18 protein-coding genes and 1 pseudogene are annotated in these 24,606 nt (G+C 54.2%); 10 read left to right on the top strand and 9 right to left on the bottom strand.

The window, feature by feature from the left end; translation table 11 throughout:
• Nucleotides 1-30: 30 nt before the first annotated feature.
• From BCA33_RS16995 to BCA33_RS17015, 6 genes are read right to left on the bottom strand one after another with little or no spacing between them, the layout of a single operon-like run.
• The gene (locus BCA33_RS16995) at nucleotides 31-1,737 is read right to left on the bottom strand and encodes a VWA domain-containing protein (protein ID WP_368087263.1); all 1,707 of its coding nucleotides are present in this window, start codon (nucleotides 1,735-1,737) and stop codon (nucleotides 31-33) included.
• On the bottom strand, nucleotides 1,730-2,758 hold the full coding sequence (locus BCA33_RS17000) for a VWA domain-containing protein (RefSeq protein WP_071267727.1): 1,029 nt from the start codon (nucleotides 2,756-2,758) through the stop codon (nucleotides 1,730-1,732). Before BCA33_RS17000 ends, BCA33_RS16995 begins: the two co-directional genes overlap by 8 nt.
• Complete coding sequence (locus tag BCA33_RS22245) at nucleotides 2,752-3,036, bottom strand: DUF4381 domain-containing protein (RefSeq protein ID WP_139173048.1); 285 nt, start codon at nucleotides 3,034-3,036, stop codon at nucleotides 2,752-2,754. Before BCA33_RS22245 ends, BCA33_RS17000 begins: the two co-directional genes overlap by 7 nt.
• Nucleotides 3,009-3,221 (bottom strand): DUF4381 domain-containing protein, encoded by a 213-nt coding sequence (locus BCA33_RS22250; protein WP_139173042.1) that lies wholly within the window; start codon nucleotides 3,219-3,221, stop codon nucleotides 3,009-3,011. Before BCA33_RS22250 ends, BCA33_RS22245 begins: the two co-directional genes overlap by 28 nt.
• On the bottom strand, nucleotides 3,218-4,150 hold the full coding sequence (locus BCA33_RS17010) for a DUF58 domain-containing protein (protein WP_071267729.1): 933 nt from the start codon (nucleotides 4,148-4,150) through the stop codon (nucleotides 3,218-3,220). The genes BCA33_RS22250 and BCA33_RS17010 overlap by 4 nt, the downstream gene beginning before the upstream one ends.
• A gap of 8 nt (nucleotides 4,151-4,158) precedes the next feature.
• Complete coding sequence (locus BCA33_RS17015; protein WP_071267731.1) at nucleotides 4,159-5,121, bottom strand: MoxR family ATPase; 963 nt, start codon at nucleotides 5,119-5,121, stop codon at nucleotides 4,159-4,161.
• 130 nt (nucleotides 5,122-5,251) lie between these two features.
• On the opposite strand from BCA33_RS17015, the gene BCA33_RS17020 reads away from it, so the two are divergent.
• From BCA33_RS17020 to BCA33_RS17035, 4 genes are all read left to right on the top strand, one after another.
• Nucleotides 5,252-10,123: an NAD-glutamate dehydrogenase gene (locus tag BCA33_RS17020; RefSeq protein WP_071267733.1), complete on the top strand. Its 4,872-nt coding sequence runs from the start codon at nucleotides 5,252-5,254 to the stop codon at nucleotides 10,121-10,123.
• A gap of 101 nt (nucleotides 10,124-10,224) precedes the next feature.
• Complete coding sequence (gene can, locus BCA33_RS17025) at nucleotides 10,225-10,905, top strand: carbonate dehydratase (RefSeq protein ID WP_071267735.1); 681 nt, start codon at nucleotides 10,225-10,227, stop codon at nucleotides 10,903-10,905.
• 30 nt (nucleotides 10,906-10,935) lie between these two features.
• A complete protein-coding gene (locus BCA33_RS17030) occupies nucleotides 10,936-12,024 on the top strand; it encodes a class I SAM-dependent methyltransferase (RefSeq protein WP_254774540.1) in 1,089 nt (362 codons plus the stop codon).
• Nucleotides 12,025-12,201: 177 nt separating this feature from the next.
• Complete coding sequence (locus BCA33_RS17035) at nucleotides 12,202-13,344, top strand: class I SAM-dependent methyltransferase (RefSeq protein WP_071267737.1); 1,143 nt, start codon at nucleotides 12,202-12,204, stop codon at nucleotides 13,342-13,344.
• A 13-nt stretch (nucleotides 13,345-13,357) separates the two neighbouring features.
• On the opposite strand, the gene BCA33_RS17040 is transcribed toward BCA33_RS17035, so the two are convergent.
• Nucleotides 13,358-13,978 carry a riboflavin synthase gene (locus BCA33_RS17040; RefSeq protein ID WP_071267739.1) on the bottom strand — a complete coding sequence of 207 codons (621 nt, stop codon included), beginning with the start codon at nucleotides 13,976-13,978 and terminating at the stop codon, nucleotides 13,358-13,360.
• Between the two features lie 191 nt (nucleotides 13,979-14,169).
• On the opposite strand from BCA33_RS17040, the gene BCA33_RS17045 reads away from it, so the two are divergent.
• From BCA33_RS17045 to BCA33_RS17065, 5 genes are all read left to right on the top strand, one after another.
• On the top strand, nucleotides 14,170-15,045 hold the full coding sequence (locus tag BCA33_RS17045; protein ID WP_071267741.1) for a hypothetical protein: 876 nt from the start codon (nucleotides 14,170-14,172) through the stop codon (nucleotides 15,043-15,045).
• A gap of 60 nt (nucleotides 15,046-15,105) precedes the next feature.
• Nucleotides 15,106-15,783: a TetR/AcrR family transcriptional regulator gene (locus BCA33_RS17050; RefSeq protein ID WP_071267743.1), complete on the top strand. Its 678-nt coding sequence runs from the start codon at nucleotides 15,106-15,108 to the stop codon at nucleotides 15,781-15,783.
• Between the two features lie 91 nt (nucleotides 15,784-15,874).
• On the top strand, nucleotides 15,875-16,339 hold the full coding sequence (locus BCA33_RS17055; RefSeq protein WP_302848232.1) for a L,D-transpeptidase: 465 nt from the start codon (nucleotides 15,875-15,877) through the stop codon (nucleotides 16,337-16,339).
• A 33-nt stretch (nucleotides 16,340-16,372) separates the two neighbouring features.
• A complete protein-coding gene (locus BCA33_RS17060; protein WP_071267747.1) occupies nucleotides 16,373-17,644 on the top strand; it encodes a mechanosensitive ion channel family protein in 1,272 nt (423 codons plus the stop codon).
• The gene (locus BCA33_RS17065; RefSeq protein ID WP_071267749.1) at nucleotides 17,644-18,426 is read left to right on the top strand and encodes an S-methyl-5'-thioinosine phosphorylase; all 783 of its coding nucleotides are present in this window, start codon (nucleotides 17,644-17,646) and stop codon (nucleotides 18,424-18,426) included. Before BCA33_RS17060 ends, BCA33_RS17065 begins: the two co-directional genes overlap by 1 nt.
• Here BCA33_RS17065 and BCA33_RS17070 read toward each other — a convergent pair.
• On the bottom strand, nucleotides 18,401-19,150 hold the full coding sequence (locus tag BCA33_RS17070) for a CsiV family protein (protein WP_071267751.1): 750 nt from the start codon (nucleotides 19,148-19,150) through the stop codon (nucleotides 18,401-18,403). The two genes, BCA33_RS17065 and BCA33_RS17070, sit on opposite strands and share 26 nt — an antisense overlap.
• A gap of 29 nt (nucleotides 19,151-19,179) precedes the next feature.
• Nucleotides 19,180-22,708 (bottom strand): annotated as a pseudogene (gene mfd / locus BCA33_RS17075) (transcription-repair coupling factor).
• A 141-nt stretch (nucleotides 22,709-22,849) separates the two neighbouring features.
• On the opposite strand from mfd, the gene BCA33_RS17080 reads away from it, so the two are divergent.
• Nucleotides 22,850-24,364, top strand: a complete 1,515-nt coding sequence (locus BCA33_RS17080; RefSeq protein ID WP_254774541.1) for a glyceraldehyde-3-phosphate dehydrogenase — start codon at nucleotides 22,850-22,852, stop codon at nucleotides 24,362-24,364.
• Nucleotides 24,365-24,606: the final 242 nt, after the last annotated feature.

Genomic DNA, 24,606 nt, shown 5'->3' on the forward strand with positions numbered 1-24,606 from the left:
TCCGGCGCAGTGATTGTTCCTGGCTCTGGGTCAGAGGTGTTTCGGATACCGGGGTGGGTGCCTGGACGTCTTCGCTGCCAGGTTGGGCGCCGGCGGCCTGTGCATTGGCTTCGCCGCTTTCTTGGGAATCCTCGGGTTGCTCCCCGCCAGGCTCTTCTTGAGCCCTGCCTTGCCCCTGCTCCTGCCCTTGTGAGCTATCCTGGGGCTGGCCGGGTTCTCCATCAGAGCCTTGGTCGCCTGTGAGTTTTGAGAGCTGTCGGAGCTCTGGTTTTGATCAGACGAATCGGAACTGTCCCCCTGCTGTTGGTTCTCATCTCCGTTTGAATCCGAAGAGCTCTGATCGCCGTCACCTTGGTCCGGGCTGGACTCTTTTTCCTGTTGCTTGAGTAAGTCTTCCACCAATTTCCGGTTTACCTGCGCATCTTCCATATCAGGATTGTGTTTCAGAGCACTGTCGTAGGCTTTAAGGGCGTCTTTCAATTTACCTGCGCGGGCGAGAGCGTTGCCGCGATTGTAATCCGCGAGGGGTGTACGAGCACTTGAGAAGGCTTTGACGGCTTCGTCATAGCGCTCGGCCTTGTAAAGGGCGGAGCCTCGCCACTCGGGTGACTCAAGTAGACTGGCCGCGGCACCGGCGTCGTTATGAATCAACTCGGCTGCTCTTTGATCCTCCCGCTGCCAAAGGCTGTCCCAATCCATGGCGGCAGCTGGCTGGGGTATTGCTGGCATTAAAATCAGTGCCATGGCAGTAAAGGCGCCTCGGCGCCAGCCCAGCAGGAGCAGTGGCAGGGCCAGCCATAATAGCCAGTAACCGTCGTCCTTCCAGCGGTTTATGGTTAACCCGGTGTCTGTGTCTTGCCACTCGTCTGATTCCACGGGGCTCAGGTTCAAGGTGGTTATGTCGGTGTCATTCAGTGTCAGCTCATCGCTTCTACCGCCATTTTCTTGGGCAAGCTCTGCGAGCTGGTCCGGGTCGGTGCGTACAATCACAATATTGCCGTTGTCCCGAATAAAACCACGCCGGGCAAGGGGGATCGGGCCGCCATCACGGGTGCCGACCGCCAACGTGCTCAAGGTAAGATTGGTACCCGCTAGCGCATCGTTAATAGGCCCAAAGTAGCGATCTGACACACCATCTGTAATCAATAGAATGCGGCCCTTGCCCGGAGCGCCTTGTTCAAGCAGCGCACGGGCTTTGGCAACCGCTAAATCGGCACGGTTACCCTGAGCCGGCATAATGACCGGGTCTAGTACGTTGAGCATTCCTGTAAGTGTGTTGCTGTCGTCGGTTAGAGGCGCTACCACGTGAGCGTCCCCGGAATACACCACCAGCCCGGTGAGGCTGCCTTCGCGCACGGTTAGAATGTCGCGAATTTTGCGCTTTGCTCGGGTAAGGCGATTGGGCTCCAGATCTGTTGCCAGCATGGACAATGACAGGTCAAGCACGATCACCAGGCTGTCTCCGGGCTTTTTCAGGGGCGTGGGCGCCTCGCGCCAGGCTGGCCCGGCAAGTGCTACGGCCAGGATGACAACCGCGCTGATTGCCGGGAGAAGCCGCGATCCTCGTTTTTGCGTAGTGCCACCGTATCGCCGGATGACCGGAGACAAAAACTGCTCAGGGATCAGGCTGGACCAGCCACTGTCGCCGGAGCTTTTTCGCTTCAGTGCCAGGTAAAGTACTGGCACCATTAATAATAACAAGAGCCAGAACGGGCGCAGGAAATGGAAGTCAGCCATGGTTCACGCTCCCGCCAGACTGTTCGCGAGTTGTAGCGAGCTTGCCTTTGCTGCGCCTGAAGAGAAAGAGGCTTAGCCACAGTGCTGCCGCTATGCCCGCAGGCCAGAAAAACAGATCTGTCACCGGTCGGTAGAATTTGCCATCCAGTTCAATGGGCTCGAGCTGGTTGATGGTTTCGTAAATCAGCTCGAGCTCCGGTAGGCTGCGAGCGCGGAAATACTCGCCGCCAGTCTGCTGCGCCATTCGGGTAAGCAAATTTTCATCCAGGTCTCTGGAGGGGTTCACCCGGCGGGAGCCGAGCAGACCGCGTTGGACCATGGATTCAGCGCCAATGCCTATGGTGTACAGGCGAACGCCGGCAGCCGCAGCTATTTCTGTCGCTTTGTCAGGCGTGACTTCCCCGGCGGTGTTGGCGCCATCTGTAAGCAGCACCACGACCCGTTGTTGCTGGGGCCGATCCCTTAAGCGCTTGGTCGCCAGGCCGACTGCATCGCCGATGGCGGTTGCTCGCCCAGCCATGCCGATGCCTGATTCCTGCAATAGCGTCTCAAGGGTTGCGAGATCAAATGTCAGGGGTGCTTGAACGTAGGGTTCTGTGCCGAACAGTATCAGGCCCAGCCTGTCGCCCTCCCGGCGGGCAATGAATTGGTTCAGTACTCTTTTAACAGCTTGCAAACGATTAATGCTGCGGCCCTGAATGACCATGTCCTGCTCTTCCATGCTGGGTGAAATATCCACCACCAGCATAAGGTCGCGCCCGGAAACGGGCATTTGAACCTGCTCACCCACATGCTGCGGTCGCGCCAGTGCCAACATCAGTAATGTCCAAGCCAGTAGTAGCACCAGAGATTGCCAGCGCGGCACACCATTGCCCTGACGAGTGACGCCGGGCAAATCCGAGAGCCAATGTCCAACCGGGAAAACTGGAGCATCCACGGTGTGTGCAGCCGGCTTTTTCCAATGCAAAAGCAAGGGGGCCAGAATTAGCAGCAGTACCCAGGGGTAGGCGAGGCTCAACATTTCTGTGCTTCCAGCCACGTATGGGCGAACTTGATGGCCTGTGCAGGTTCCGCCGTTGGCTGCGGTTGCCAGGCGCTGTTTACCAAGGCATTCACAATCGGTTGTTGCACCATGCGACTGTCAGGCAGGTGACGCAGGAGGCAAGCAGTCCACTGTTCACCAGATTGGGCTTCGGGGTTTTCATCCGGGTAACGCTCCCGCGCTACTCGTTTAAGTAGCGCGTTGAGTTGCGTAAACCACTGGGGCTCTTTTACGGCACTGCGTTCCAGGCTAGCCAGTTCGGCCTTTGCAACCTAAGCCAGCGATTCCGGCGGTGGCGACGACGAACAGCCCACACCAAGATAGCCACGGCAACAAGGAGGACAAAAGCAAGAACCCACCAGCCTGGGGCGGGTGGCCAGAAGCCCCCGGTTTGAGGCAGGTGAATATCCCGAAGCTGACTTAACGGGTCGTCGGGCATCATCCGATTCGCCCTCCAGGCCCGAGTATGGATCTGAGGCTTATAGCCGGTGCCTCTTGAGTTGAAATGCTTGTTGCCCCAACGCCAGACAAACGGAAGCACTCTTCAAGCGTAGCTTCATGGCGCGTGATTTTTTTGTGCCAGGCTTGTTGAAAACTGCGATTTGAGGCATCAAACCACACAGGGCCCTCTGCTCCGGCAACGGCGAAGCGACCGCTTTGCGGCAGTGCCTGCTCCAGCGGATCCACAACCCGCAATGCGCTGACGCTATTGTGCCGAGCCAGCGCACCGAGCAAGGAAGGCGTGTTCTCCGAGATGTTGATGAAGTCGCTGATTATAAAGATCCGGCTGCCGGTATGGGCAACGCGCCGGGCTTCAGAAAGCGCTGTATCAAGGGTGGTTTCTGTGGCTGAGTTGTCCACCGATGTACGTTGCTGGCTGGCCAATGTGTCCAGCAGTCGCAGTACAGATTTTTTGCGCCTGGCCGGCCGTTGTACGGTCAAGGTGTTCCCGTTGAAGACGATGCCGCCTACTTGATCCCCTGCCGACAAAGCCAGCCAGGCAAGAATGGCGGCAAGTTGGGCGCAACGTACTTGTTTGAACGCGCCGGTGCTGGCAAAGAACAGGGTAGGGCCAAGGTCGCATAACAACAGCACTGGGCGCTCTCGCTCTTCTTCGTAGAGCTTGGTGTGCGGTGCTTGGCGCCGGGCTGTTACACGCCAGTCAATGCTGCGGATGTCATCTCCCGGTTGGTACAGCCGCACCTCGGAAAACGCCATTCCACGCCCACGTTGCGCAGAGCGCTGGAGCCCGGCCTGCCGCGCCCGTGCCGGGCGGGCCGATGGGAGTTTCAGTGCCCTGGCATCAGCCTGTAGACGAATGAGTGCCTGCAGGCCGATGCGGGTTGTTGCATTGCTATCGGGTGAATTCATGTGCGGCCTCAGGCGCTCACCGGCACACGGTCAATCAGGCGCTGTATCACTGTGTCGGCGGTTATGCCTTCAGCCTCGGCTTCAAAAGTCAGCAGAATCCGGTGCCGGAGTACATCGAAGGCTACCGCGCGAACATCGTCCGGGGTTACATAGTCTCTGCCATCTAGCCAGGCAATGGCGCGGGCGCAGCGGTCGAGTGCAATCGTGCCCCGCGGGCTGGCACCAAACGCCGTCCAGCGCCCCAGTTCGGGATCCAAGGCGCCTGGGTCTCGTGTTGCCAATACCAGAGCCAGTAGATACTGCTCGACCGATTCGGCCATAAAGATGTCGGCCGTCTCAGCCCGGGCTTCGAAAACCTGGTCAGCAGTCAGGCGAATGTTGGCGTCTGGCTGGCCCTGGCGGTAGTCGCGCCTGGCCAAATGCAAAATCTCTTGCTCGGCCTGTGCCGATGGGTAACCGATCACCACGTGCATGAGGAAGCGGTCCAGTTGGGCTTCAGGCAGTGGGTAGGTGCCCTCTTGCTCAATAGGGTTCTGGGTCGCCATCACCATGAACAGGCGGTCAAGCGGGAAGGTGCGCATGCCGACGCTGACCTGGCGCTCACCCATGGCCTCAAGTAAGGCAGACTGCACCTTTGCGGGTGCTCGGTTGATCTCGTCTGCCAGTACCAGGTTGTGGAATATTGGTCCGCGCTGGAACTCAAATAGTCCAGTTTCAGCGCGATAGATTTCACTGCCGGTAACGTCTGACGGCAAAAGATCCGGGGTGAACTGAATGCGATGGAAGTCCCCGGTGATATGGTCGGCCAGGGCCTTTATCGCGGTGGTTTTTGCCAGCCCTGGTGCACCCTCTACCAGAAGGTGTCCATCGGCAAGCAATGCAATGAGGAGGCGATCAACCAGTTTTTCCTGCCCGATAATCCTTTTGGCTAACTGTGATCGTAATTCACCGAACGTATGCTGTAGCGACATTGGAAATTATGGCTCTCGTGCGTAAGTAGTTGCCGCAGTTTTGGTGTCTAGTCGGCAAAAATCAAGGGTTTGACTATGCTTATCTCACGATATCCCGATTACGTTTATTTCACACTATCTGAGGTTGCCCATGAATGCGCTGACAGTGGCTAGCAAAGATCAGTTTTTTGAGCGGTTGGCTGATGAGTTCTCCAAAAAAATTGCTAAAGCCGAAGCCGGAAAAATCAGCGAATTTGTAAAACAGCACTACGCACATATTCCGCTAGAAGAATTGGTAAGACGGCGGCTTTCCGATACCTACGGCGCCGCACTCGCAGCCTGGCAATTTCTACAAAAGCGCAGCGCTGAAGAAGCGTCAGTGTCGGTATTCAATCCGGAGTTGGAGAGTGACGGCTGGCAATCTACCCACACGGTTGTATTTATCCTGCACCCGAACATTCCATTCCTGATTGACTCACTGCGTATAGCGGTTAATCAGCAAGAAATCGGAACCCACTCTATTCAGCATTCCATATTGCATGTGGAGCGTGATAAAGCTGGAAAGCTGAAAAAGCTGCTGCCAACTAAAAAAGGCCAGCCGCAGTCCTCCTATGAAGCGTTTATCGTTCTGGAAATAGACAAGCATAGCGACCCTGAAGATTTGAGAGGGCTTGAGCAGACCTTGCAAACAGTATTGCATGAAGTGCGAATTGCTGTTGCTGACTTCCCACTGGTTACCGAAAAAGTAAACGAAATCGTTAATGAGCTGGATGCCAACACTGTGGGTGCCGACAGTGCGCAAAAGGAAGAGGCAAAGGCGTTCCTCAACTGGCTGGTGCGCGATCACTTTACCTTCCTTGGCTACGATGAGTACGACTTCGTTAAAGATAAAACGGGCATGACCGCTTGCCGAGTAGAGAATTCTGAGCTGGGTATATTGCGGGTAAACAACGAGCGACCCGACCGGGTTCGGCTTGATGAGTTGCCTCAGCGCACTCGCAACGAGATGACCCGTGCCGACGATGTTTTGATTTTTGCCAAATCGGCCCAGCGCTCGAGAGTCCACCGCCCGGCGTATCCGGATTATATCGCTGTCAAAAAATTCAATAAAAAGGGCGAAGTGGTTGGCGAGCGCCGTTTCCTGGGTCTTTATACCGCCCGTGCATACAACGAGCGGCCAGATGAGATTCCACTACTTAGGCGCAAGTTTCAGAATGTGATAAAGCGCTCTGGGTTTCTGCGTGAAGATTATGCCGGCAAGGAGCTGGAGCAAATTCTCACGCTGTACCCTCGAGATGAGCTGTTCCAGATAGAAGAAGCCGAGTTGTTGAAGGTGGCAAAAAACATTCTGTATATACAGGAACGCCGCCGCATTGAACTGTTCATGCGCGAAGATGTTTACGGCCAGTTTGTTACCTGCCTTGCTTTTTTCCCGCGGGATATTTATAACACCGAGCTTCGTCTGAAGGTTGAAAAGGTGCTCATGGAAAGCCTTGAGGCCGAAGACATTGAGTTTGTTACACACTTCTCGGAGTCCGTATTGGCCCGGGTTCAGTTCACTATCCGTGTGCCGCAGGTAGAAAACCGTACGCTGCCGATTGCCGAGATCAGGGAAAAGGTCATCGAGATGGCTCAGTCCTGGCGCGATGGTCTTTCAGTGGCGCTGACTGAGGCTTGCGGCGAAGAGCAGGGTAACGAGCTATACCGGCGTTGGGCTGGCGGCTTTCCGGCAAGCTATTCGGAGGCGTTCTCGCCCCGCCGTGCCGCTATTGATCTGGAGCACATCTCTGCCTCAGCCGCCGACAACGACCTGAATATGAGCTTCTACCGGGCGCTTGAGGAAGATGAAAGCACTCTGCACTTCAAATTGTTCTACCCGGATCAGCCTCTACCCCTGTCAGACGTTATGCCTATTTTCGACAACCTGGGCTTCCGGGTGCTGGGAGAGCACCCGTTTGAAGTAACCGATCGAAACAATAAAACTGTTTGGATTCATGATTTTACGTTGTACGCCCATGGTGGAATGGTAATTGATATTCATCGTGTCCGGCCAATATTTGAGGAGCTGTTCCACCGGGTTTGGTACGGCGAGGCGGAAAACGACGCGTTTAACCGCATGCTCATTACCTCGTACATGAGCTGGCGCGAAATCGCCCTGTTGCGCACCTATGCCCGTTACATGCGCCAGATTCGCTTCTCCAACAGCCAAACCTTTATCTCCAACACGCTGGTGAATCATGTCGAGCTCACCCGAATCCTGCTGGAGTACTTTGAGGTCCGCTTCAACCCGGATCGTTTTCAGAGTGAGGGCAAGTGCCAGGCTGCACAACAAAAGCTCGAGATCGAGTTCAATGCCGGGCTGGAAGAGGTGGCAAACCTCAGTGAAGATCGTGTTTTGCGCCTCTATCTGGAGCTCATGCAAGCCACGTTACGCACGAACTACTATCAGCTTGACGAGGCCGGTGGGCCTAAATCTTATATCAGTGTGAAGTTTGATCCTTCCGGGATTCCGGATATGCCGCTGCCGCTGCCTGTGTACGAGATATTCGTATACTCGCCCCGGGTGGAAGGCGTTCACTTGCGCGGTGGCAAGGTTGCTCGAGGTGGCTTGCGCTGGTCTGATCGCTTTGAGGACTATCGAACTGAGGTGTTGGGTCTGGTGAAAGCCCAGCAAGTGAAAAACGCCGTGATTGTTCCTGTTGGCGCGAAGGGCGGTTTTGTTGCTAAACGCCTGCCAGATTCCTCTGATCGTGAAGCCTTCCAGGCGGAAGGCGTAGCAGCCTACAAAACGTTTATCCGGGGCCTTCTGGACATTACTGACAACCTGGTGGATTCGGGCATTCAGCCTCCCGAGCGCGTGGTTCGTCATGATTCGGACGACCACTATCTGGTGGTGGCTGCGGATAAAGGCACGGCGACATTCTCCGATATCGCCAATGGCCTGGCGGCGGAATACGGTTTCTGGATGGGTGACGCTTTTGCCTCTGGTGGCAGCAACGGCTACGACCACAAAAAGATGGGCATTACAGCTTCGGGCGCCTGGGTGTCGGTTGAACGGCATTTTCGTGAAGTGGGTATTAACCCGGCGGTCGATGAATTCACCACCATCGGCATTGGCGACATGGGCGGGGACGTATTCGGCAACGGCTTGTTGAGCTCTGAGAAAACCCGATTGGTGGCAGCATTTAACCACATCCATATTTTTGTGGATCCCTCGCCGGACGCAGCCAAGAGCTACAAGGAGCGCAAGAGGCTGTTTGAAATGCCACGCTCAGCGTGGACAGACTACAACGAGAAGTTGATTTCCAAAGGCGGCGGCGTGTTCAACCGAAGCGCTAAATCCATACCCATAAGCCCGGAAATCAAAAAACTGTTAGGCATCAATTCTGACCGTGTGCCCCCTAATATGCTGATTTCCCACATCCTGAAAGCTCAGGTCGATTTGCTCTGGATTGGTGGTATAGGCACATACATCAAAGGCGGTGGCGAATCCCATAGTGATGTGGGCGACAAAGCCAACGACGGTCTGCGTATCAACGGCGCAGAGCTGCGTTGTAAAATTGTTGGTGAGGGTGGCAACCTGGGCATGACCCAACTTGGCCGCATCGACTTCGCCCTGAAAGGTGGTCGCCTTAATACGGACTTTATCGATAACTCCGGGGGTGTCGACTGCTCGGATCACGAAGTTAACATGAAAATCCTGCTCAATCGCAGCGTTGCCATGGGAGATCTCACCGCGAAGCAGCGCAACGTTATGTTGGAAGACATGACCAGCGATGTGTCTGCCCTTGTTCTTAAGAACAACTATCGGCAGACCCAGGCTATCAGTATTGCCAACGAGGATGCAGCGACGCGCCTTGAGGAATACCGTCGGCTGATGAATACCCTGGAAAGTGAAGGCAAGCTGAATCGGGCGTTGGAATTTCTTCCGGACGATGAAGCGCTAAATGAGCGCAAGTTGAATAAGCAGGGGCTTACCCGGCCAGAACTCGCGGTCATGATTGCCTATGTAAAAGGGGATCTGAAGCAGACTCTGATAGACAGCAGTTTACCGGACATTCCGATACTTGCCCGGGAAATGTACAAGGTGTTCCCTCGCGACCTAACCCAGAAGTTCTCAAAAGAGCTTGGGGAGCACCAGTTGCGGCGGGAGATTATTGCTACGCAGATCGCCAATGACATGGTCAACCACATGGGTATTACCTTTGTGGAGCGTTTGAGCCAGTCTACCGGTGCCGATGCGGCAACCATAGCCTTGGCTTGGCTGATAACCAGAGATGTATTCCGGATAGACAACTGGTGGGACAAGATCGAAGATCTGGATTTCCATGTTCCAGCGCAATTGCAGATGAAGCTAATGGGGGATCTGATGCGCTTGATGCGCAGATCCGTGCAATGGCTGCTGCGTAATCGTAGAGCCGAGCTGAGCATTGAAGGACACATGGAGCGTTTTGCAGACAGTGTCTGGGCCATAACGTCTGGCCTTCCAGATTATTTAGGGGGGCAGGCACGGGCGGACTGGGAAGAGCGCAACAAAGCCCTGGAAAAAGCTGGGTTGCCTGCAGAGCTGGCGTCGGTATTGGCTGGCACCGGGTACCTGTACTCGTCGCTCGGCATTATTGAAGCTCAAAGGGCGACCGGTATGCCACTAAAGACGGTTGCTAATCTCTATTACGAACTGGGCGACCTTCTTGATCTCAACTGGTTTGGCGCTACTATTGCCAGCCTAACCCCTGCATCACACTGGCAGGCGTTGGCTCGGGAAAGTTTCCGCGAGGATTTGGGCTGGCAGCAACGTGCATTGACCACTGGGGTGCTGAATTTGGCGGAAAAGCCAGAGGACGTGCCAGCGTGCGTTGAAAACTGGATGCAACGGCATGAGCACATGATCCACCGTTGGAAATCCATGCTGGTTGAGCTCAAAGGTGTGGGGGAGCCTGAATACGCAATGTTCTCTGTGGCACTGCGTGAATTGTTGGATTTAGCGCAAAGCACGCTGCATCAGCCCCATGGAGATAGCTAATCGGACAGGTCTTATGACTTGATCCAGACAAACTGAGTATTGCGCTGAAGCCATGATTCCCGTTCAATTGTGATCGGGAATCATTATATGGGAGTCTGTTAATGGGGCAGCTTGATCATCTACTAGAAAAAAATCGTGCTTGGGCCGATGGTATTAAAGCCGAGGATCCTGAGTTTTTTCATCGCCTGTCTAACCAGCAAGCGCCGGAATACCTGTGGATTGGCTGTGCTGATAGCCGCGTGCCTGCCAATCAGATTGTAGATTTGATGCCCGGTGAGCTGTTCGTGCATCGGAACGTCGCCAACGTGGTTGTACACACAGATTTCAATTGCCTGTCTGTGCTGCAGTTTGCCGTAGACGTTTTGAAGGTTAAGCACATTCTTGTGGTTGGTCATTACGGCTGCGGTGGCGTTAAGGCTGCTCTGCACAATGAAGGTTTTGGTCTGATCAGCAATTGGCTTAGGCATGTACAAGATGTGCGTGATCGTCACCAGGATATTCTGGACGCCAGTGGCAGTGAGCTTGATCAGGTTGACCGTTTGTGTGAGTTGAACGTGATCGAGCAGGTGGGGCATGTATGTCAAAACACCATTGTTCAAGAAGCCTGGAAGCGAGGTCAGCGGCTGAACGTTCATGGCTTTGTATACGATGTGGCTGACGGTTTATTGCGAGATATGGGGGTATGGGTCTCCGGTGCCGATGAGTGGGAGCGGGTTAAGCAGAACAGTCTTGATGAGCTGATATTGCGCCCAGTGCGCTCCGGGCGGCAGAAAAAAATCTAGTTATCAACGCAAAACGGCGCTATTCAATCCATGCAGATTTTATCTGGCCAACCCATGCAGAGCATATCTGGCTCCGGTATACCCAATTCACATCAGGCGCTGCTTAAAAACCAGCACCTGTTGTCCGGCCGCTTGGCTTTATTGGGAGTCGCATCCGCGGACCTGTTGTCAGAGCTTCCTTTTACCGGCCTTGCTATGAGCGAGCACGCCGGCGTTTTCCGTTCCCTTGCACGGCATGAGGGTTGGCAGACGTGTTTTGGCTACGATGATCCAGCGCTGACAGAAGGCAGCTGCGACAGCATTGTTGTGTTTTTGCCAAAGGCCCGTGCCGAGCTGGAGATGCGCCTGGCACTTGCCCGTTCGCTGGCATCTCATAATGCGCAGCTAATACTGGTAGGTGAGAAAAAAGAAGGCATTGCCGGCGCAATCAAGCAATTGAAAGCGGTTGCCCCTCAGGCATACAAGGAAGACAGTGCGCGCCACTGCCAAGTGTGGTGTGCACAAACCATTGAACCGGCCCCCGGGTATCGGGTTCAGGAATGGTTAACCTGGGGCACGGCTGAGAGTGCGGGAGTGTCTGTTGAGGTTGCCGGGCTGCCGGGGATTTTCAGCCAGGATGGCCTGGATAATGGTACGCGCATGTTACTGGAGACCTTGGAAGAGCAGCCGGTTCGAGCTGACCGGCTGCTGGATTTCGCCTGTGGGGCAGGTGTTATAGGGGCCTGGCTTCAGGCTTGGCAAGCCGAGAGCAAAGCACCTGTTGCCAGTGTTGACGGTGTAGATGTCCAGTCGCAAGCGGTTATATGCGCAAAGGAGACATACCGGCGTAATGGCGCGACGGGTGCGATTGTTGCCTCTGACGGCCTTGCAAGCATTGATGATCTTTGGCCCGGTATTATTAGCAACCCCCCCTTTCATACCGGTGTAAAAACCGATACCTCCATGACAGAGCAATTTCTACAAGACGTAAAACGTCATTTGCAGCCAGGTGGCGAACTGCGTTTGGTGGCGAACAGCTTCCTGCCTTATGAATCGCTCATCAAACGCTACATTGGGCGCGTGGAGCGTCTGCGCGAAGACGGGCGCTTTACGGTTTATCGTGCGTTTCGGGGGCTATAACAAAAAAAGCCCCTGGGGTGAGGGGCAAAAGGTTGGCTTCCTGAATAAATGGAGCTAACCATGAAAGCGCTTAAGGAGAGGCTCCTTAAATGTGAACAAGCCAACGTTAAGGTTATTTTCTAGAGTAATCAGCCTAAAATGGCATCTTTTAAACAAATCTCCTTCCGGATGCCTAATATGACAATCGCTGTGCTGGATTTTCCCGGTGGTAGCCTGGTTCTGAGTCGCTCCGGCACAAATGATCCTAGCCTTCGCGCCTGGAGCGCCGCCGACGAACTGCTCTTGCAGGAATCTTATAACCGCATAGAGGTGGCGCCAGCTTCCCGGGTTTTAGTCATTGACGACCAGTATGGTGCGTTAACGTTGGCGTTAGCCTCGATTGCTCCGGATGTCGTCGCAGACAGTGCCCAGCTAAATACTGCGCTGGCGCTCAATGCGAGCCAGAACCCCGGCAGTGAGGCACCATCGCAGGTATACAGCTGGCTGCAGCCTCCTGTAGGCACCTACGATCTGATTCTGATGAAAATTCCCCGCGAATCGGACTATCTGGCTTGGCTGCTGCGCTGGGCCAATGGCGCACTCAAACCAGGTGGAACCATACTGGCCGCGGGAATGATCAAGCACTTGCCAGATCGCAGTGTGGATATTTTTGCCGGAGCGGTAGAAGTGCAAAGCGTAAGCAGGGCGGTAAAAAAAGCCCGGATGGTCATATGTGGCGCCGGCCAAGCCACGCTGGATAGCTGGCCAGGCACTTGGAAAGGCTACGAGATGGAACACGGAGGCGCTCGCGTTGCCGCTATGCCGGCGGTGTTTGCCCGGGAAAAACTGGATATTGGCACACGGCTGATGCTGCCCCATCTCAACCCTGCACTGAAGCTATGTGAGCCAGGCGGGCGTGTTCTGGACCTTGCTTGTGGCAATGGTGTTCTGGGGCTGAGTGCGTTGACTGAAAAACCAGATATCGAGATCACCTTTAGTGATGTTTCCAGTCAGGCCGTTCTGAGCGCGCGCCGTAATGTGGAAGCTGCTTTTCCTGGCGCCAAGGCTTTGTTTAAGCATGCGGATGGAATTGTTGGCCACCACAAGCCGTTTGAGAGAATTCTGTTAAATCCGCCATTTCATGAAGGTGGGGTGGTGGGGGATCATATTGCCCTGAGGCTTTTTGAACAAGCGTCCCGAAACCTGACTGCAACGGGTCGCTTGTTGATGGTGGGGAACCGACACCTTGGGTACCACCGGAGCTTGCGACGCTTTTTTTCGCAAGTCCGTCAGGTAGATGCTAGCCCTAAGTTCGTTGTTTTCGAAGCTTGGCAAGGGTGATTGCCAAGCCTGCTTATAACGCTGGTGCCGGGCGGTCATAACCCAGGCGTGCCAGGGTGTCCACGATGGTCTGTGTTTGGCTGTCGATTTCAATATTGACCCGCGCCCCCTCATTTATTGCGCGAAAGGTTGTGGCCCGCAGAGTTTCGGGAATCAGGTGAATATTGAAGCGATTGCCTACCACCTCACCTATGGTCAGGCTGGCGCCATTGATTGCGATATAGCCTTTGGGAAAGATATAGCGGGCCCACTGATCGGGGACTTCCAACCAAATAGTCACGTTGTTTTCTGGCCGCAAAATCTCAACAACGCTTGCGGTGGTGTGTATGTGCCCAGATAGAAGATGGCCGCCAATTTCATCTCCAATGCGCGCTGCCCGCTCAAAATTGATGGTGTCTCCCGGCTTCAAACTACCAAGTGTTGTCAGGCTCAGAGTTTCCTGCATAGCGTCAAAAAATAGGGTAGCGCCAGCTTGGCGAGTAACGGTCAGACAGGTGCCGTTGATCGCAACCGATGCCCCTATGTTGATGCCCTCCGCGCGGCTATCCGGTAACCGGATTGCAAAGGTACTCAACCCGGTTGCAGCAGTAACCTCTTCAACAGTAGCAATACCCTGGACAATACCTGTGAACATAAACAGACCTCATTAGAGAGCGGTGGGCAACAAACGCCAGAAAGCATAACGAGCGAGATTGCTGTTGCCAAGCCTAGCTGGGCTACGAGCCTGTTTTAAGAGGTCGGATTCAAGAAATATCTGGCGTTGTCGATACACTGTTAGGAGATGTTCAAACAACAGATGTTCGTTAACGCCTTGGGTGAATTGTTATGACTCAGAACCCGTCCGCCGCAGAGGCACTAACACAAATAGCACCGGACGCAGTATTACGGCCAGGGCGAGCGGCTGATCCTGTGCCTGGTGAGCCTGCAGGAGCTGTGGCTCAGAATGCCTCCCCGGCGTTGGCGGATGCAGCTCAGCAAGATGGCTTAGCCGAAGCCCCATTGGCGCAGAGCGACCCGCCTGATCAAGAGCAAGGTGAAAATCGCGAAGAAGCAGGGCCGGTGCGGGCTGAGTCTCGTCAGCGCAAATTAAGGTTGATGTTGCGCCAATGCGACCGTGTATTGCTGATGGATTTTGATCTGTTGGCCATGAATGAATGGCCAGATAACTTCAGTGTTGCGGCCGCCCGCCGTAGTCGGGATCTGTGGTTGTTCAGCGTCCTGGTTGCGGCAACAGTATTTCTAAGTGGGCTTACAGGTTTTGTGCCTGCCTGGCTTGCTGGGGGCGGGTTCGGCGCCTTTGTTATTATTTTATTGTTGGGCACTCCCGTTGTTCGTGGCATTTATACCTCGGCACCGTCCTATCTGGATTTGTTAATCAAGCGACAACGTATGATGCGAGACGCGCGAAAACATGCAGAGCACCTTGAGAGTAAAGAGGGGTTAATCTGGCAATGTGAGCGCATGGCAGACTTTAATCCCGCTCTGAAAAATACACGGTTCAGCAGGCTTTTGGGCTTATCGGAACAAAAGGCTCTGCCTCGGGCGCTGTCCCGCCGCGAGCATGTAAGACTCTATCTAATCTATCTTCTTGAGGCGGAAAAAGCGTATGGTCGGGTTCAGGCTGCCTTCTTTGAGGGAAATCAGACGGCCATCGACCAAGGTTGGCAGGCTGTGGCCTTAGCGCCGGAGGAGAGGGCTTGACATAAATGTGCGTCAAACGTATGTTTCAAACAGACGTTTGCTAGAGGCACCGAAAACAACATGGCCCAGTCTGATACTGTTGACCGAATTCTTGATGCGGCAGAAGAGCTGTTTGCTGAACGGGGTTTTTCAGAAACTTCTTTGCGCATGATCACCAGCAAGGCCCGGGTAAACCTGGCAGCTGTTAATTACCACTTTGGCTCCAAAAATGCGCTGATTCATGCTGTTTTTGGACGCTTTTTGACACCGTTTTCAGCAACACTTGGAAACGCGTTTGATGAGCTTGAGGCCAGCTGTAAAGGTAATCCACCCACGCTGAACCAGACGCTTTGGGCGCTTACGGCAAGCGCCATTCGCATGCCGCAGCGGAATGAAAGGGGTATTTCGATTTTCATGCGGCTTCTTGGGCTTGCGTATACTCAATCCCAAGGGCATTTGCGCAAATTTCTGGAGCAGGAATACAGTCAGCCTTTCGGCCGCTTTATGGGTTTGCTTAAAGAGGCAACACCTGAGCTCTCAGCTGTAGATCGTTACTGGCGTATCCAGTTTATGCTAGGGGCAACTGCGTTTACCATGTCCAGTAGCGATGCTCTGCGGGATATTCTGCGCAATAAACTGGGCGTGGAAACCACGGTTCAGGAAATTGCGGCGCGTCTTGTGCCATTCCTGGCCGCCGGGATGCAAGCCCATGACACCGTTCTGGTTCCCCCTGCTGACTTCAAGATCCCGGTTGCCTGACCTGTACCGTCTCGGTTAGGCTTCTCCCTTATCACTCGGGGGAGCTCAAACCGTTTTGAAGCATTGCAACCGCACCGCCTGCGCAATTGACATTAGCCTAAATGATCAAACCCTTGCTCTGCTAGACAGCAATGGTGGCATCGTCGCAAGCTACCCCGTTTCTACAGCGCTCAATGGCGTGGGCGAGCAACATGGTAGCGGGTGCACCCCAGCGGGGGCGCACTATATACGCGCCATGATAGGTGCCGGGCTCCCTGCCAATACTGTTTTCCGAGCTCGCCGTTCCACTGGCGAGATATATAGCCCCCAGCTGGCTGCCAGATACCCTGATCGAGACTGGGTCCTGAGCCGCATATTATGGCTTTGTGGGCAGGAGCCCGGGAAAAATCGTGGTGCTGGTGTTGATACCTTTCGCAGATTTATATACATACACGGTACGCCCAATACGGAGCCCATGGGGCTGGCGTTGTCCCATGGATGTATTCGTATGCGCAATGATGACGTGATTGAGCTGTTCGACCTTGCCTGGCCGGGTATGCCGGTTACGATCCGCTAAAACCAGATTGATTAGACTGATTCGAGGAATTCCATGATCGGAGAAATGATGTCCACCCTGAACGGTTGGATCAAGAGTTTCGGTGTGCTCTCGGAAGCATGGCGTGTGGGCATCGTGGTGTTTGCCTTGGTGTTCGGAACTGCCACCGTTGCGTACATTGCCGGCCATGTCATTGGCGCGTTGGAGCGCAAGTTCGCCAATACCGATAACGTCTGGGATGACGCAGCACTTCACGCTATCAGAACGCCTGTAGTGGCTTTTGTCTGGTTGCAGGGTGTGTATTGGGCGGCCGAAGTGGCCCACCATTATTCCTCAGCAGTGATATTTGAGGCCAATGGAACCGTGTTACAGGTTGGCTTTATATTTATTGTTGTTTGGGCATTGCTGAGGGTAATCAAGGCGATTGAGGGTATTCTTGTTTCTCCCGTAAAAATGCAAAAGCCCATGGACTACACCACCATTAATGCGGTGAGTAAGGTGTCCCGGGCAGTGGTGATTATTACGGCGATTTTGATCAGCATGCAATCGTTGGGTTATAGCATTTCCGGAGTGATGGCTTTCGGTGGCGTTGGTGGTATAGCGGTGGGCTTTGCAGCGAAAGATTTGCTGGCCAACTTTTTTGGCGGTTTTATCATCCACTTGGACAGACCGTTTAAAGTGGGTGATTGGGTGCGTTCGCCGGATCGCAATATTGAGGGCACGGTGGAGCAAATTGGTTGGCGTCTGACCACTATTCGAACATTTGATAAGCGCCCTCTTTATGTTCCGAATGCGGCGTTTACAACCATCGCGGTAGAAAATCCCTCGCGAATGACGAACCGGCGCATTTCAGAGACTATCGGTATCCGCTATGCAGACGTCACTCAAATGCAGACCATTGTTGCAGACATACGGTCAATGCTTGAGAAACATGAGGATATTGAGAACAAGCAAACGCTGATTGTGAATTTCTTGGCGTTTAGCCACTCGTCGCTGGACATCATGGTTTATGCCTTCACCAAGACAACCCAATGGGTTAGGTATCATGAAGTAAAGCAGGATGTGCTGCTGAAAATCAGTGACGTTATCGAGGGGCATGGTGGGCAAGTAGCCTTCCCGACACAAACCATACATATCAATGAAGGCAGTCAGGACTCCGAGTATGAGAGCGATCGCGACGAGCAGGTCGAATGCGAAGAGAGTCGCGCTGAAATGCGGGCCCCCCAAGGGAACAAGCGTGCAGCCCGGCGTGATCGTAGCCGCCGTCATGACACTCAGGCGGGCGACGTAGGTGAGCAATCCATGGATGCGGGAGATGGAGATTGATGTCTGAAACCAGCAGTGTGGTTGGTATTATTGGTGGCACCGGCCTGACCACTTTGTCGGGCCTTGATATTACGGGCGCGCGAACCGTTGAAACACCTTGGGGCTCGCCTTCGTCAGAGCTGGTCGAGGGGAGCTTTGATGGGCAGTCTGTTGTGTTCCTGTCCCGGCACGGTAATCCCCACAGGATTCCCCCCCACCAAGTGAACTACAGAGCGAATATAAAAGCGCTTTATGATGCCGGCGTACGTACGGTGATTGGCGTGAACGCTGTGGGTGGGATACATCGGGATATGGGGCCCGCCTGTGTGGTTATCCCTGAGCAAATCATTGATTACACCTGGGGTAGGGCAGGCACGTTCTTTGAGGGCGATCTGGAGCAGGTAACCCATATCGACTTTACCTGGCCTTACGACCAGGGTGCCCGCAGCATTCTGATGCAAGCTGCAACGGCCCATGATGTGCCGTTTGCCGGGTTTGGAGTCTATGGTGCGACTCAGGGTCCAAGGCTTGAAACAGCAGCCGAAATACGTCGCATGGAGCGGGATGGGTGTGATTTGGTAGGGATGACCGGCATGCCAGAAGCCGCTTTGGCGGCCGAGCTGGGTATGAGGTACGTGTGCTTGGGGTTGGTAGTTAACTGGGCGGCAGGGAAGTCAGACCACATTATTACCATGGCAGAAATTGAAGCGGCCATCGAGCAGGGCATGTCTGGTGTCAGACAGATTCTCGAAACGTCGATGGCCGATCTTGGTGTGCTTACTGCTTTGGCTCAACCTTCCTGAAGAACACCAGAACCCCGATGGTGGGGGAATCCAGAAAGTGGATTTCCTCGCTCCGCATCCTGCGGGTCTCTCGAATCCAGGTCTGCAGTTCCAGCGGTACTTCAGGCTGAAGGTTCAGTTCAGCGCTTGTTGTGGCGCTGGTGCCTACGGCCTCAGCCGAGTCGCTCCCTGTTATAGCAGAGTCGCGTTCGGTGATAGCGGAAGCCGCAACCTTACTTTCCTGCCAATGGTTCAGGTGAACGGCAACATGCAGGTACCGCTGCCTGTCGATCGTGATATTCCCTTCGATCTCTCTCTGGCCTGCCTGTTCCAACCATTCGCCAATCTCAATGCGCAGTGGTTCACCTTTGTAGTTCGGTGGGAAAGCTTCGTACCAGCCTGCAGCCATAAGCACTTTGTATTTACCGCTATTTTCTAGCCGGTTGGCTGCATTGCCAAGGTGAAGCTGGTTGCGGTTTACAAGTTTAAGGGACGAGCTTACTGAGCCACCCCGGCCAACACGATAAAGGGCTTTACCTGTATCTACAGGAGGCTCAACTTTGCGGTTGACCATGCGTTCGGTCACTGCGCCAGGGTCGACGATTCGCTCCAAAATCACGAACTCGGCCCGGTAAAGGTCATCGGATGTTTGCTGCGCATGGCTCACCATTGAGGTGGCCGCTAGAAGGGCGGTCAGTAGTGTGTGTGCCAATAGCCGACACAAGCGATTACCATCAGTCTGCAAGAGTTTGCTCCAGTTTTATTCAGGCCCTTTTAGGCCGTGGCTGCGCCTTGGGCGGGTAAAAGTTCGCCCAGCATTTCGGAAATGCCGTCGAGTTTACCACTGGTTGAGGTGTCCTTCAGCCGAAAACGGAAACTGTTGGCGCCCTCAAGGCGATATGTGTTCGGTGCAGATTGCATTTTTTTAACCAGCACCAGCGGGTCGACGGGTGTGGAATTGCCGAATTCAAGACGTGCCCACTCCTTGCCAGCGTCTACTTTCACTATGCCCAGGGCTTCGGCCTGAAGCCGAAGTTCGGTTTGTCGTGCCAGGTTTTTTACCGGTTCTGGTAATAATCCGAAGCGATCAATCATCTCAACCTGAAGCTCTTTTAATGCATTTCGGTCGCTGACACTGGCAATGCGCTTGTAAAGCATTAAGCGGTTGTGCACGTCTGGCAGGTAATCTTCCGGGATCAGCGCGGGTATGCGCAGGTTCATTTCCGTACCATGGCTCAAGGGCAGTTCTGCGTTGGGTGTACGGCCCTCGCGAATGGCTTTTACCGCTTCGTCCAGCAACTGCATATACAAAGTAAAACCAATGCTCTCGATTTGGCCGCTTTGTTCATCGCCCAGCAATTCGCCAGCGCCACGAATCTCCATGTCGTGGGTGCTAGCATAAAGCCGGCGCCAAGATCCTGGGCCTCTGCAATCGCTTCCAGCCGTTTTTTTGCATCTGCCGAGATGGCTTTGGGAGGCGGTGTTAGTAGGTAAGCATAGGCTTGGTGGTGAGAGCGGCCGACCCGACCTCGGAGTTGGTGTAGCTGGGCCAAGCCGAATTTGTCTGCGCGTTCGATAATAATCGTGTTGGCGCTGGGGATGTCGATACCGGTTTCGATGATGGTGGTGCAAACCAGCACGTTGAAGCGCTTATGGTAGAAATCCGACATGATCTGCTCGAGCTGACGCTCTCGCATCTGACCATGGGCCACTCCCACTCGCGCTTCTGGAACCAGGCGCCGCAGATCCTCGGCCGTTTTCTCGATGCTTGCTACGTCGTTGTGCAGAACGTAAACCTGGCCGCCACGCAGGACCTCACGTAAAACGGCCTCTTTCACCATGGCGTCGTCCCGCTGGCGCACAAAGGTTTTTACAGAGAGCCGTCGGGCAGGGGGCGTGGCAATGATAGACAGATCCCTGAGGTGTCCCATGGCCATGTTGAGGGTTCTGGGGATGGGCGTCGCGGTGAGATTTAGCATGTCCACTTCGGCCCGTAGCGCCTTCAGCTTTTCCTTTTGCCCCACGCCAAACCTGTGCTCTTCATCAATGATCACCAAACCCAGGTTTTTAAACCGAATGTCGCCCTGCAGCAGCTTGTGGGTTCCTATAACAATATCGGCCTTCCCGCTTTCAATGGCCTCCAAGGCTTTGTTGGTCTGGCTTGTGCTGCGAAAACGGCTTAATAACTCAATGTTGACCGGTGTTTCCGAGAAACGATCCCTGAACGATTCGTAGTGTTGCTGGGCCAGCAGTGTTGTGGGTACCAATACCGCCACCTGCTTTCCAGACCATGTGGCCAGGAATGCGGCACGCATGGCAACTTCGGTTTTACCAAAGCCAACATCGCCACAAACCAGCCTGTCCATGGGTTTCTCGTTGGTCATGTCTTCGAAAACCGCTTCGATCGCAATCTGCTGATCCGGCGTTTCTTCAAACGGAAATCCAGCTGCAAACGCCCGGTAGGCTTCCTTGGGGTCTTCAAATGCGAAACCTTTACGGGCTTCTCGGCGCGCATAAACATCCAGAAGCTCCGCTGCGGTATCGCGGATCTTCTCCAGAGCTTTTTGTTTGGCTGTGCTCCATCGTTCTGTGCCCAGCTTATGCAGCGGTGCATGCTCTGCATCTGCGCCAGCATAGCGGGAAATCAGATGCAGGCTGGATACGGGCACATACAATTTAGAGCCGCCGGCGTATTCAAGCATCAGAAACTCACTGGCTTCTGCTTCAACCGTAATCGTTTCTAGGCCAAGGTAGCGGCCAACACCATGATCTATGTGTACAACGGGGGCGCCGGTTCGTAGCTCAGACAGGTCGCGATAGCCATCGTCGTTAATCTCTGTGGGTTTTTCACGCCGGCGGCGCTGCAACACGCGTTCGCCGAAAAGAGCTGTTTCTGTGATCAGTGCAACATTGTGCTCAGGCAGAACCAGACCCTGCTCCATGGAGGCGATGGTGATGCCCAGCGTAGCGCTCTCATTAGCCAGAAAGTCCTGCCAGTTTTCGAAACCCTGCAACCTTAGTTGGTGTTCGCCCAGGTTATCAATAAGGGCCTCTCGGCGGCCTGAAGATTCTGCACAAATCAGTACCCGCCCAGCAAAGGTCTTTATGAAGCGCTTCAGGTGGCCTGCAGGTCGGCGGCCCGAGCGTTCATGGCAATGTCAGGGAGCGCTTCGCTGGTGCAGTTTACGGCGCTACTGCCTTCTGCTTTTTCCGGTGTTGTGGTTACCCGGGGAAAGGCTTTTAGATGGCCAAACAGTTCATCCTGCTGCAAAAACAAACTGGCTGGTGGAAGTATGGGGCGGTGAAGGTCATGGCGCCGGTCTTCGTAACGATTTCGGGTTTCAGCATCAAAGTGGCTGACTGCCTCGTTCAGACCCTGAGCAGTGAAAACGTGAGTGGTCTCAGGTAGATAGTCGAAAAGAGTGGCCGTCTCTTCAAAGAACAGCGGCTGATAATATTCTATGCCCGGAGGCGTAATGCCGTGGCTAACGTCCTGGTATATGGGAGCGTCTTTGTTGGCGTTTGGAAACTGCTCGAACCAGCGGTTACGAAAACCGGAGCGAGCCTCTTTGTGCCATGGGAATTCATAGGCAGGAAGAAGCTCGATGCGCTCAATCCGATCGATGGAGCGCTGGGTTTCCGGGTCGAAGGTGCGAAGAGTTTCTACTTCGTCATCGAACAAATCAATTCGGTAGGGCAGGTTCGACCCCATGGGGAATATATCGAGAATGGAGCCGCGAACGGCGTATTCGCCGTGCTCGTAAACGTTTTCAGCGTGTCGGTAGCCTGCGGTTGTCAGCTGCAAGCGCCAGTTGTCCATATCCAGAGACTGCCCGGTTTCCAGCAGGAGAGTATTGCCCTGCAGGTAACTGACCGGGGGTAATCGGTGCATCAGGGTCCGGGCCGGCACCACGATAACCCCATGCTGAATACCTGGCAGTCGGTGAAGTGTGCGAATGCGCCGCGAGGTAATATCCTGGTGTGGAGAGAACAAATCGTATGGCAGGGTTTCCCAGTCTGGCAGTGACAGTAGCTCCAGGCCGTCCTTTGTAACGGTGGCGCCATCCTCCTCTGGCGGCAAACCGAGGAAAAATCGCATGGATTGCTCCAGGCGGATCGCCTCAGCCGTGCTGCGGGTTATTACCAGGGTTAACCCTTTATGCGCCCGCGCACTCTCACAAATGGCCAGGGCGTCACTGCTGCCATGTAACTGCCCCCAGGTGCGATGATCTGCTGATTTTGCAGGAAATGCCGGCGCAATCAGTGTTTGCAGTGAAGCGGAAGTGGGGGCACCTTGATTCATGGGCAGTTGTGTTCTCCTGCTGTGGGTGTGGGGGAGCCAATAAGGCGGCTATTCTAACGCCGGCAGATGACGGTGTCATGGCGGTTAACCTACGATGTCCGTGCCAGTTCGTATTTGCCGTTAGGCGGTTTAAGTTGGATAATGCCCCACCTAAATTATTCCACGTGCGAAACAGGGGTCCCTACCGTGAGCCACGAACAGATGAACCAGTGCCTGTCCAACTGGATGGATCGAGAATCCACTGCGGAGGCCATGATTCCGCTGATTGGCCGTCTTTACCGGAAAAACAACGTTGTTACCTCCGTATACGGTCGCTCCATTATTAACCAGTCGGTTATCGGTATTATCCGCGCCCACAAGTTTGTACGCCAGGTAGAAGACAGTGAGCTGTCCGTACGCGATACCCTGCCAATCCTGCAGGCTATGGATCAAATGGAGCTTGGGCGCGCGCACATCGATATCGGTAAGCTGGCGGTAAAGTTTAAGGAACAAGGCGATGATCTGGCTGAGTTCCTCAAAAAAGAAATCGGCCCGGTGATTGGTCAATATCTTTCGCAGTCTGAGGAAGATGCCAGTAATGGCACCAAAGATGTGGTGCTGTACGGCTTTGGGCGTATCGGCCGCTTGCTTGCTCGTATTCTGATTGAAAAGGCTGGCGGTGGTAACAACCTTCGCCTGCGAGCTATTGTGGTGCGCAAAGGTGGCGCAGACAACGATTTGCAAAAGCGTGCCAGCCTGTTGCGCCGCGATTCAGTGCACGGCCCTTTCGATGGCACCATTCGTGTTGACGAAAACGAATCGGCGCTAATTGCCAATGGCAATTTCATCAAGGTTATTTATTCAGACGGTCCGGACAAGGTGGATTACACCCAGTACGGCATCAAAAACGCCATCGTGATAGACAATACCGGTATTTGGCGTGACGAAGAAGGCTTGGGCCTGCACCTCAAGTCCAAAGGCGTTAGCCGGGTTATGCTGACGGCACCAGGAAAAGGCGACATCAAGAACGTTGTTTACGGCATCAACAACGATTGGATTACCGACGAAGATAAAATCCTGTCTGCGGCCTCCTGTACAACCAACGCAATCACGCCGGTACTAAAAGCGATTTACGACGAGTACGGTATTGAAGACGGTCACGTTGAAACGGTGCATTCTTACACCAACGACCAGAACCTTATCGATAATTACCACAAAGGTGGTCGCCGTGGCCGCAGTGCTCCCCTGAACATGGTAATTACCGAGACAGGCGCGGCAAAAGCCGTCTCCAAAGCTCTGCCGGAGCTCACAGGCAAGCTGACAGGTAACGCTATTCGGGTGCCAACGCCGAACGTTTCTATGGCCATTCTCAACCTCAATCTTAAGAAAGAGGTGGATGTTGAAGGTGTAAACAACTACCTGCGCGAGATGGCGCTGCACTCAGAACTGCAGAAACAGATCGACTTTGTGAACTCCCCGGAGGTCGTTTCCACAGACTTTGTTGGCTCACGTCATGCCGGCATTGTAGACGCTCAAGCCACGATTGCTGCGGGCAAGCGGTTGATTCTCTATGTGTGGTACGACAACGAGTTTGGTTACAGTGCCCAGGTAATTCGGGTCGTTAGTCAGATGGCTGGTATTACTTACCCCATTTTTCCCGCCCGTACGCGCGACTGAAGACAGTGCGTCAAAGTTGAGGGTAATGGCTCCACAGGCCCGGCGTCGAATGTCGCCGGGTTTTTTATTAACGGCGGCTGGTCACTACGGGATTACGTTCCGGTACAAACCCGTTCTCGTTTCAGGTGGAAATAGCTTGCCTTAGACTCTATAATTGGCGCGATTTTGGGTATGTCTGGCTCCCCGTTTCTCAACGTAATTCTGGGCCGCTGGGGCCGGGCAATACTAATCCATAGACTAGT

It is taken from the genome of Marinobacter sp. AC-23 (genome assembly GCF_001858325.1).
In the GTDB taxonomy this organism is placed as follows: domain Bacteria; phylum Pseudomonadota; class Gammaproteobacteria; order Pseudomonadales; family Oleiphilaceae; genus Marinobacter.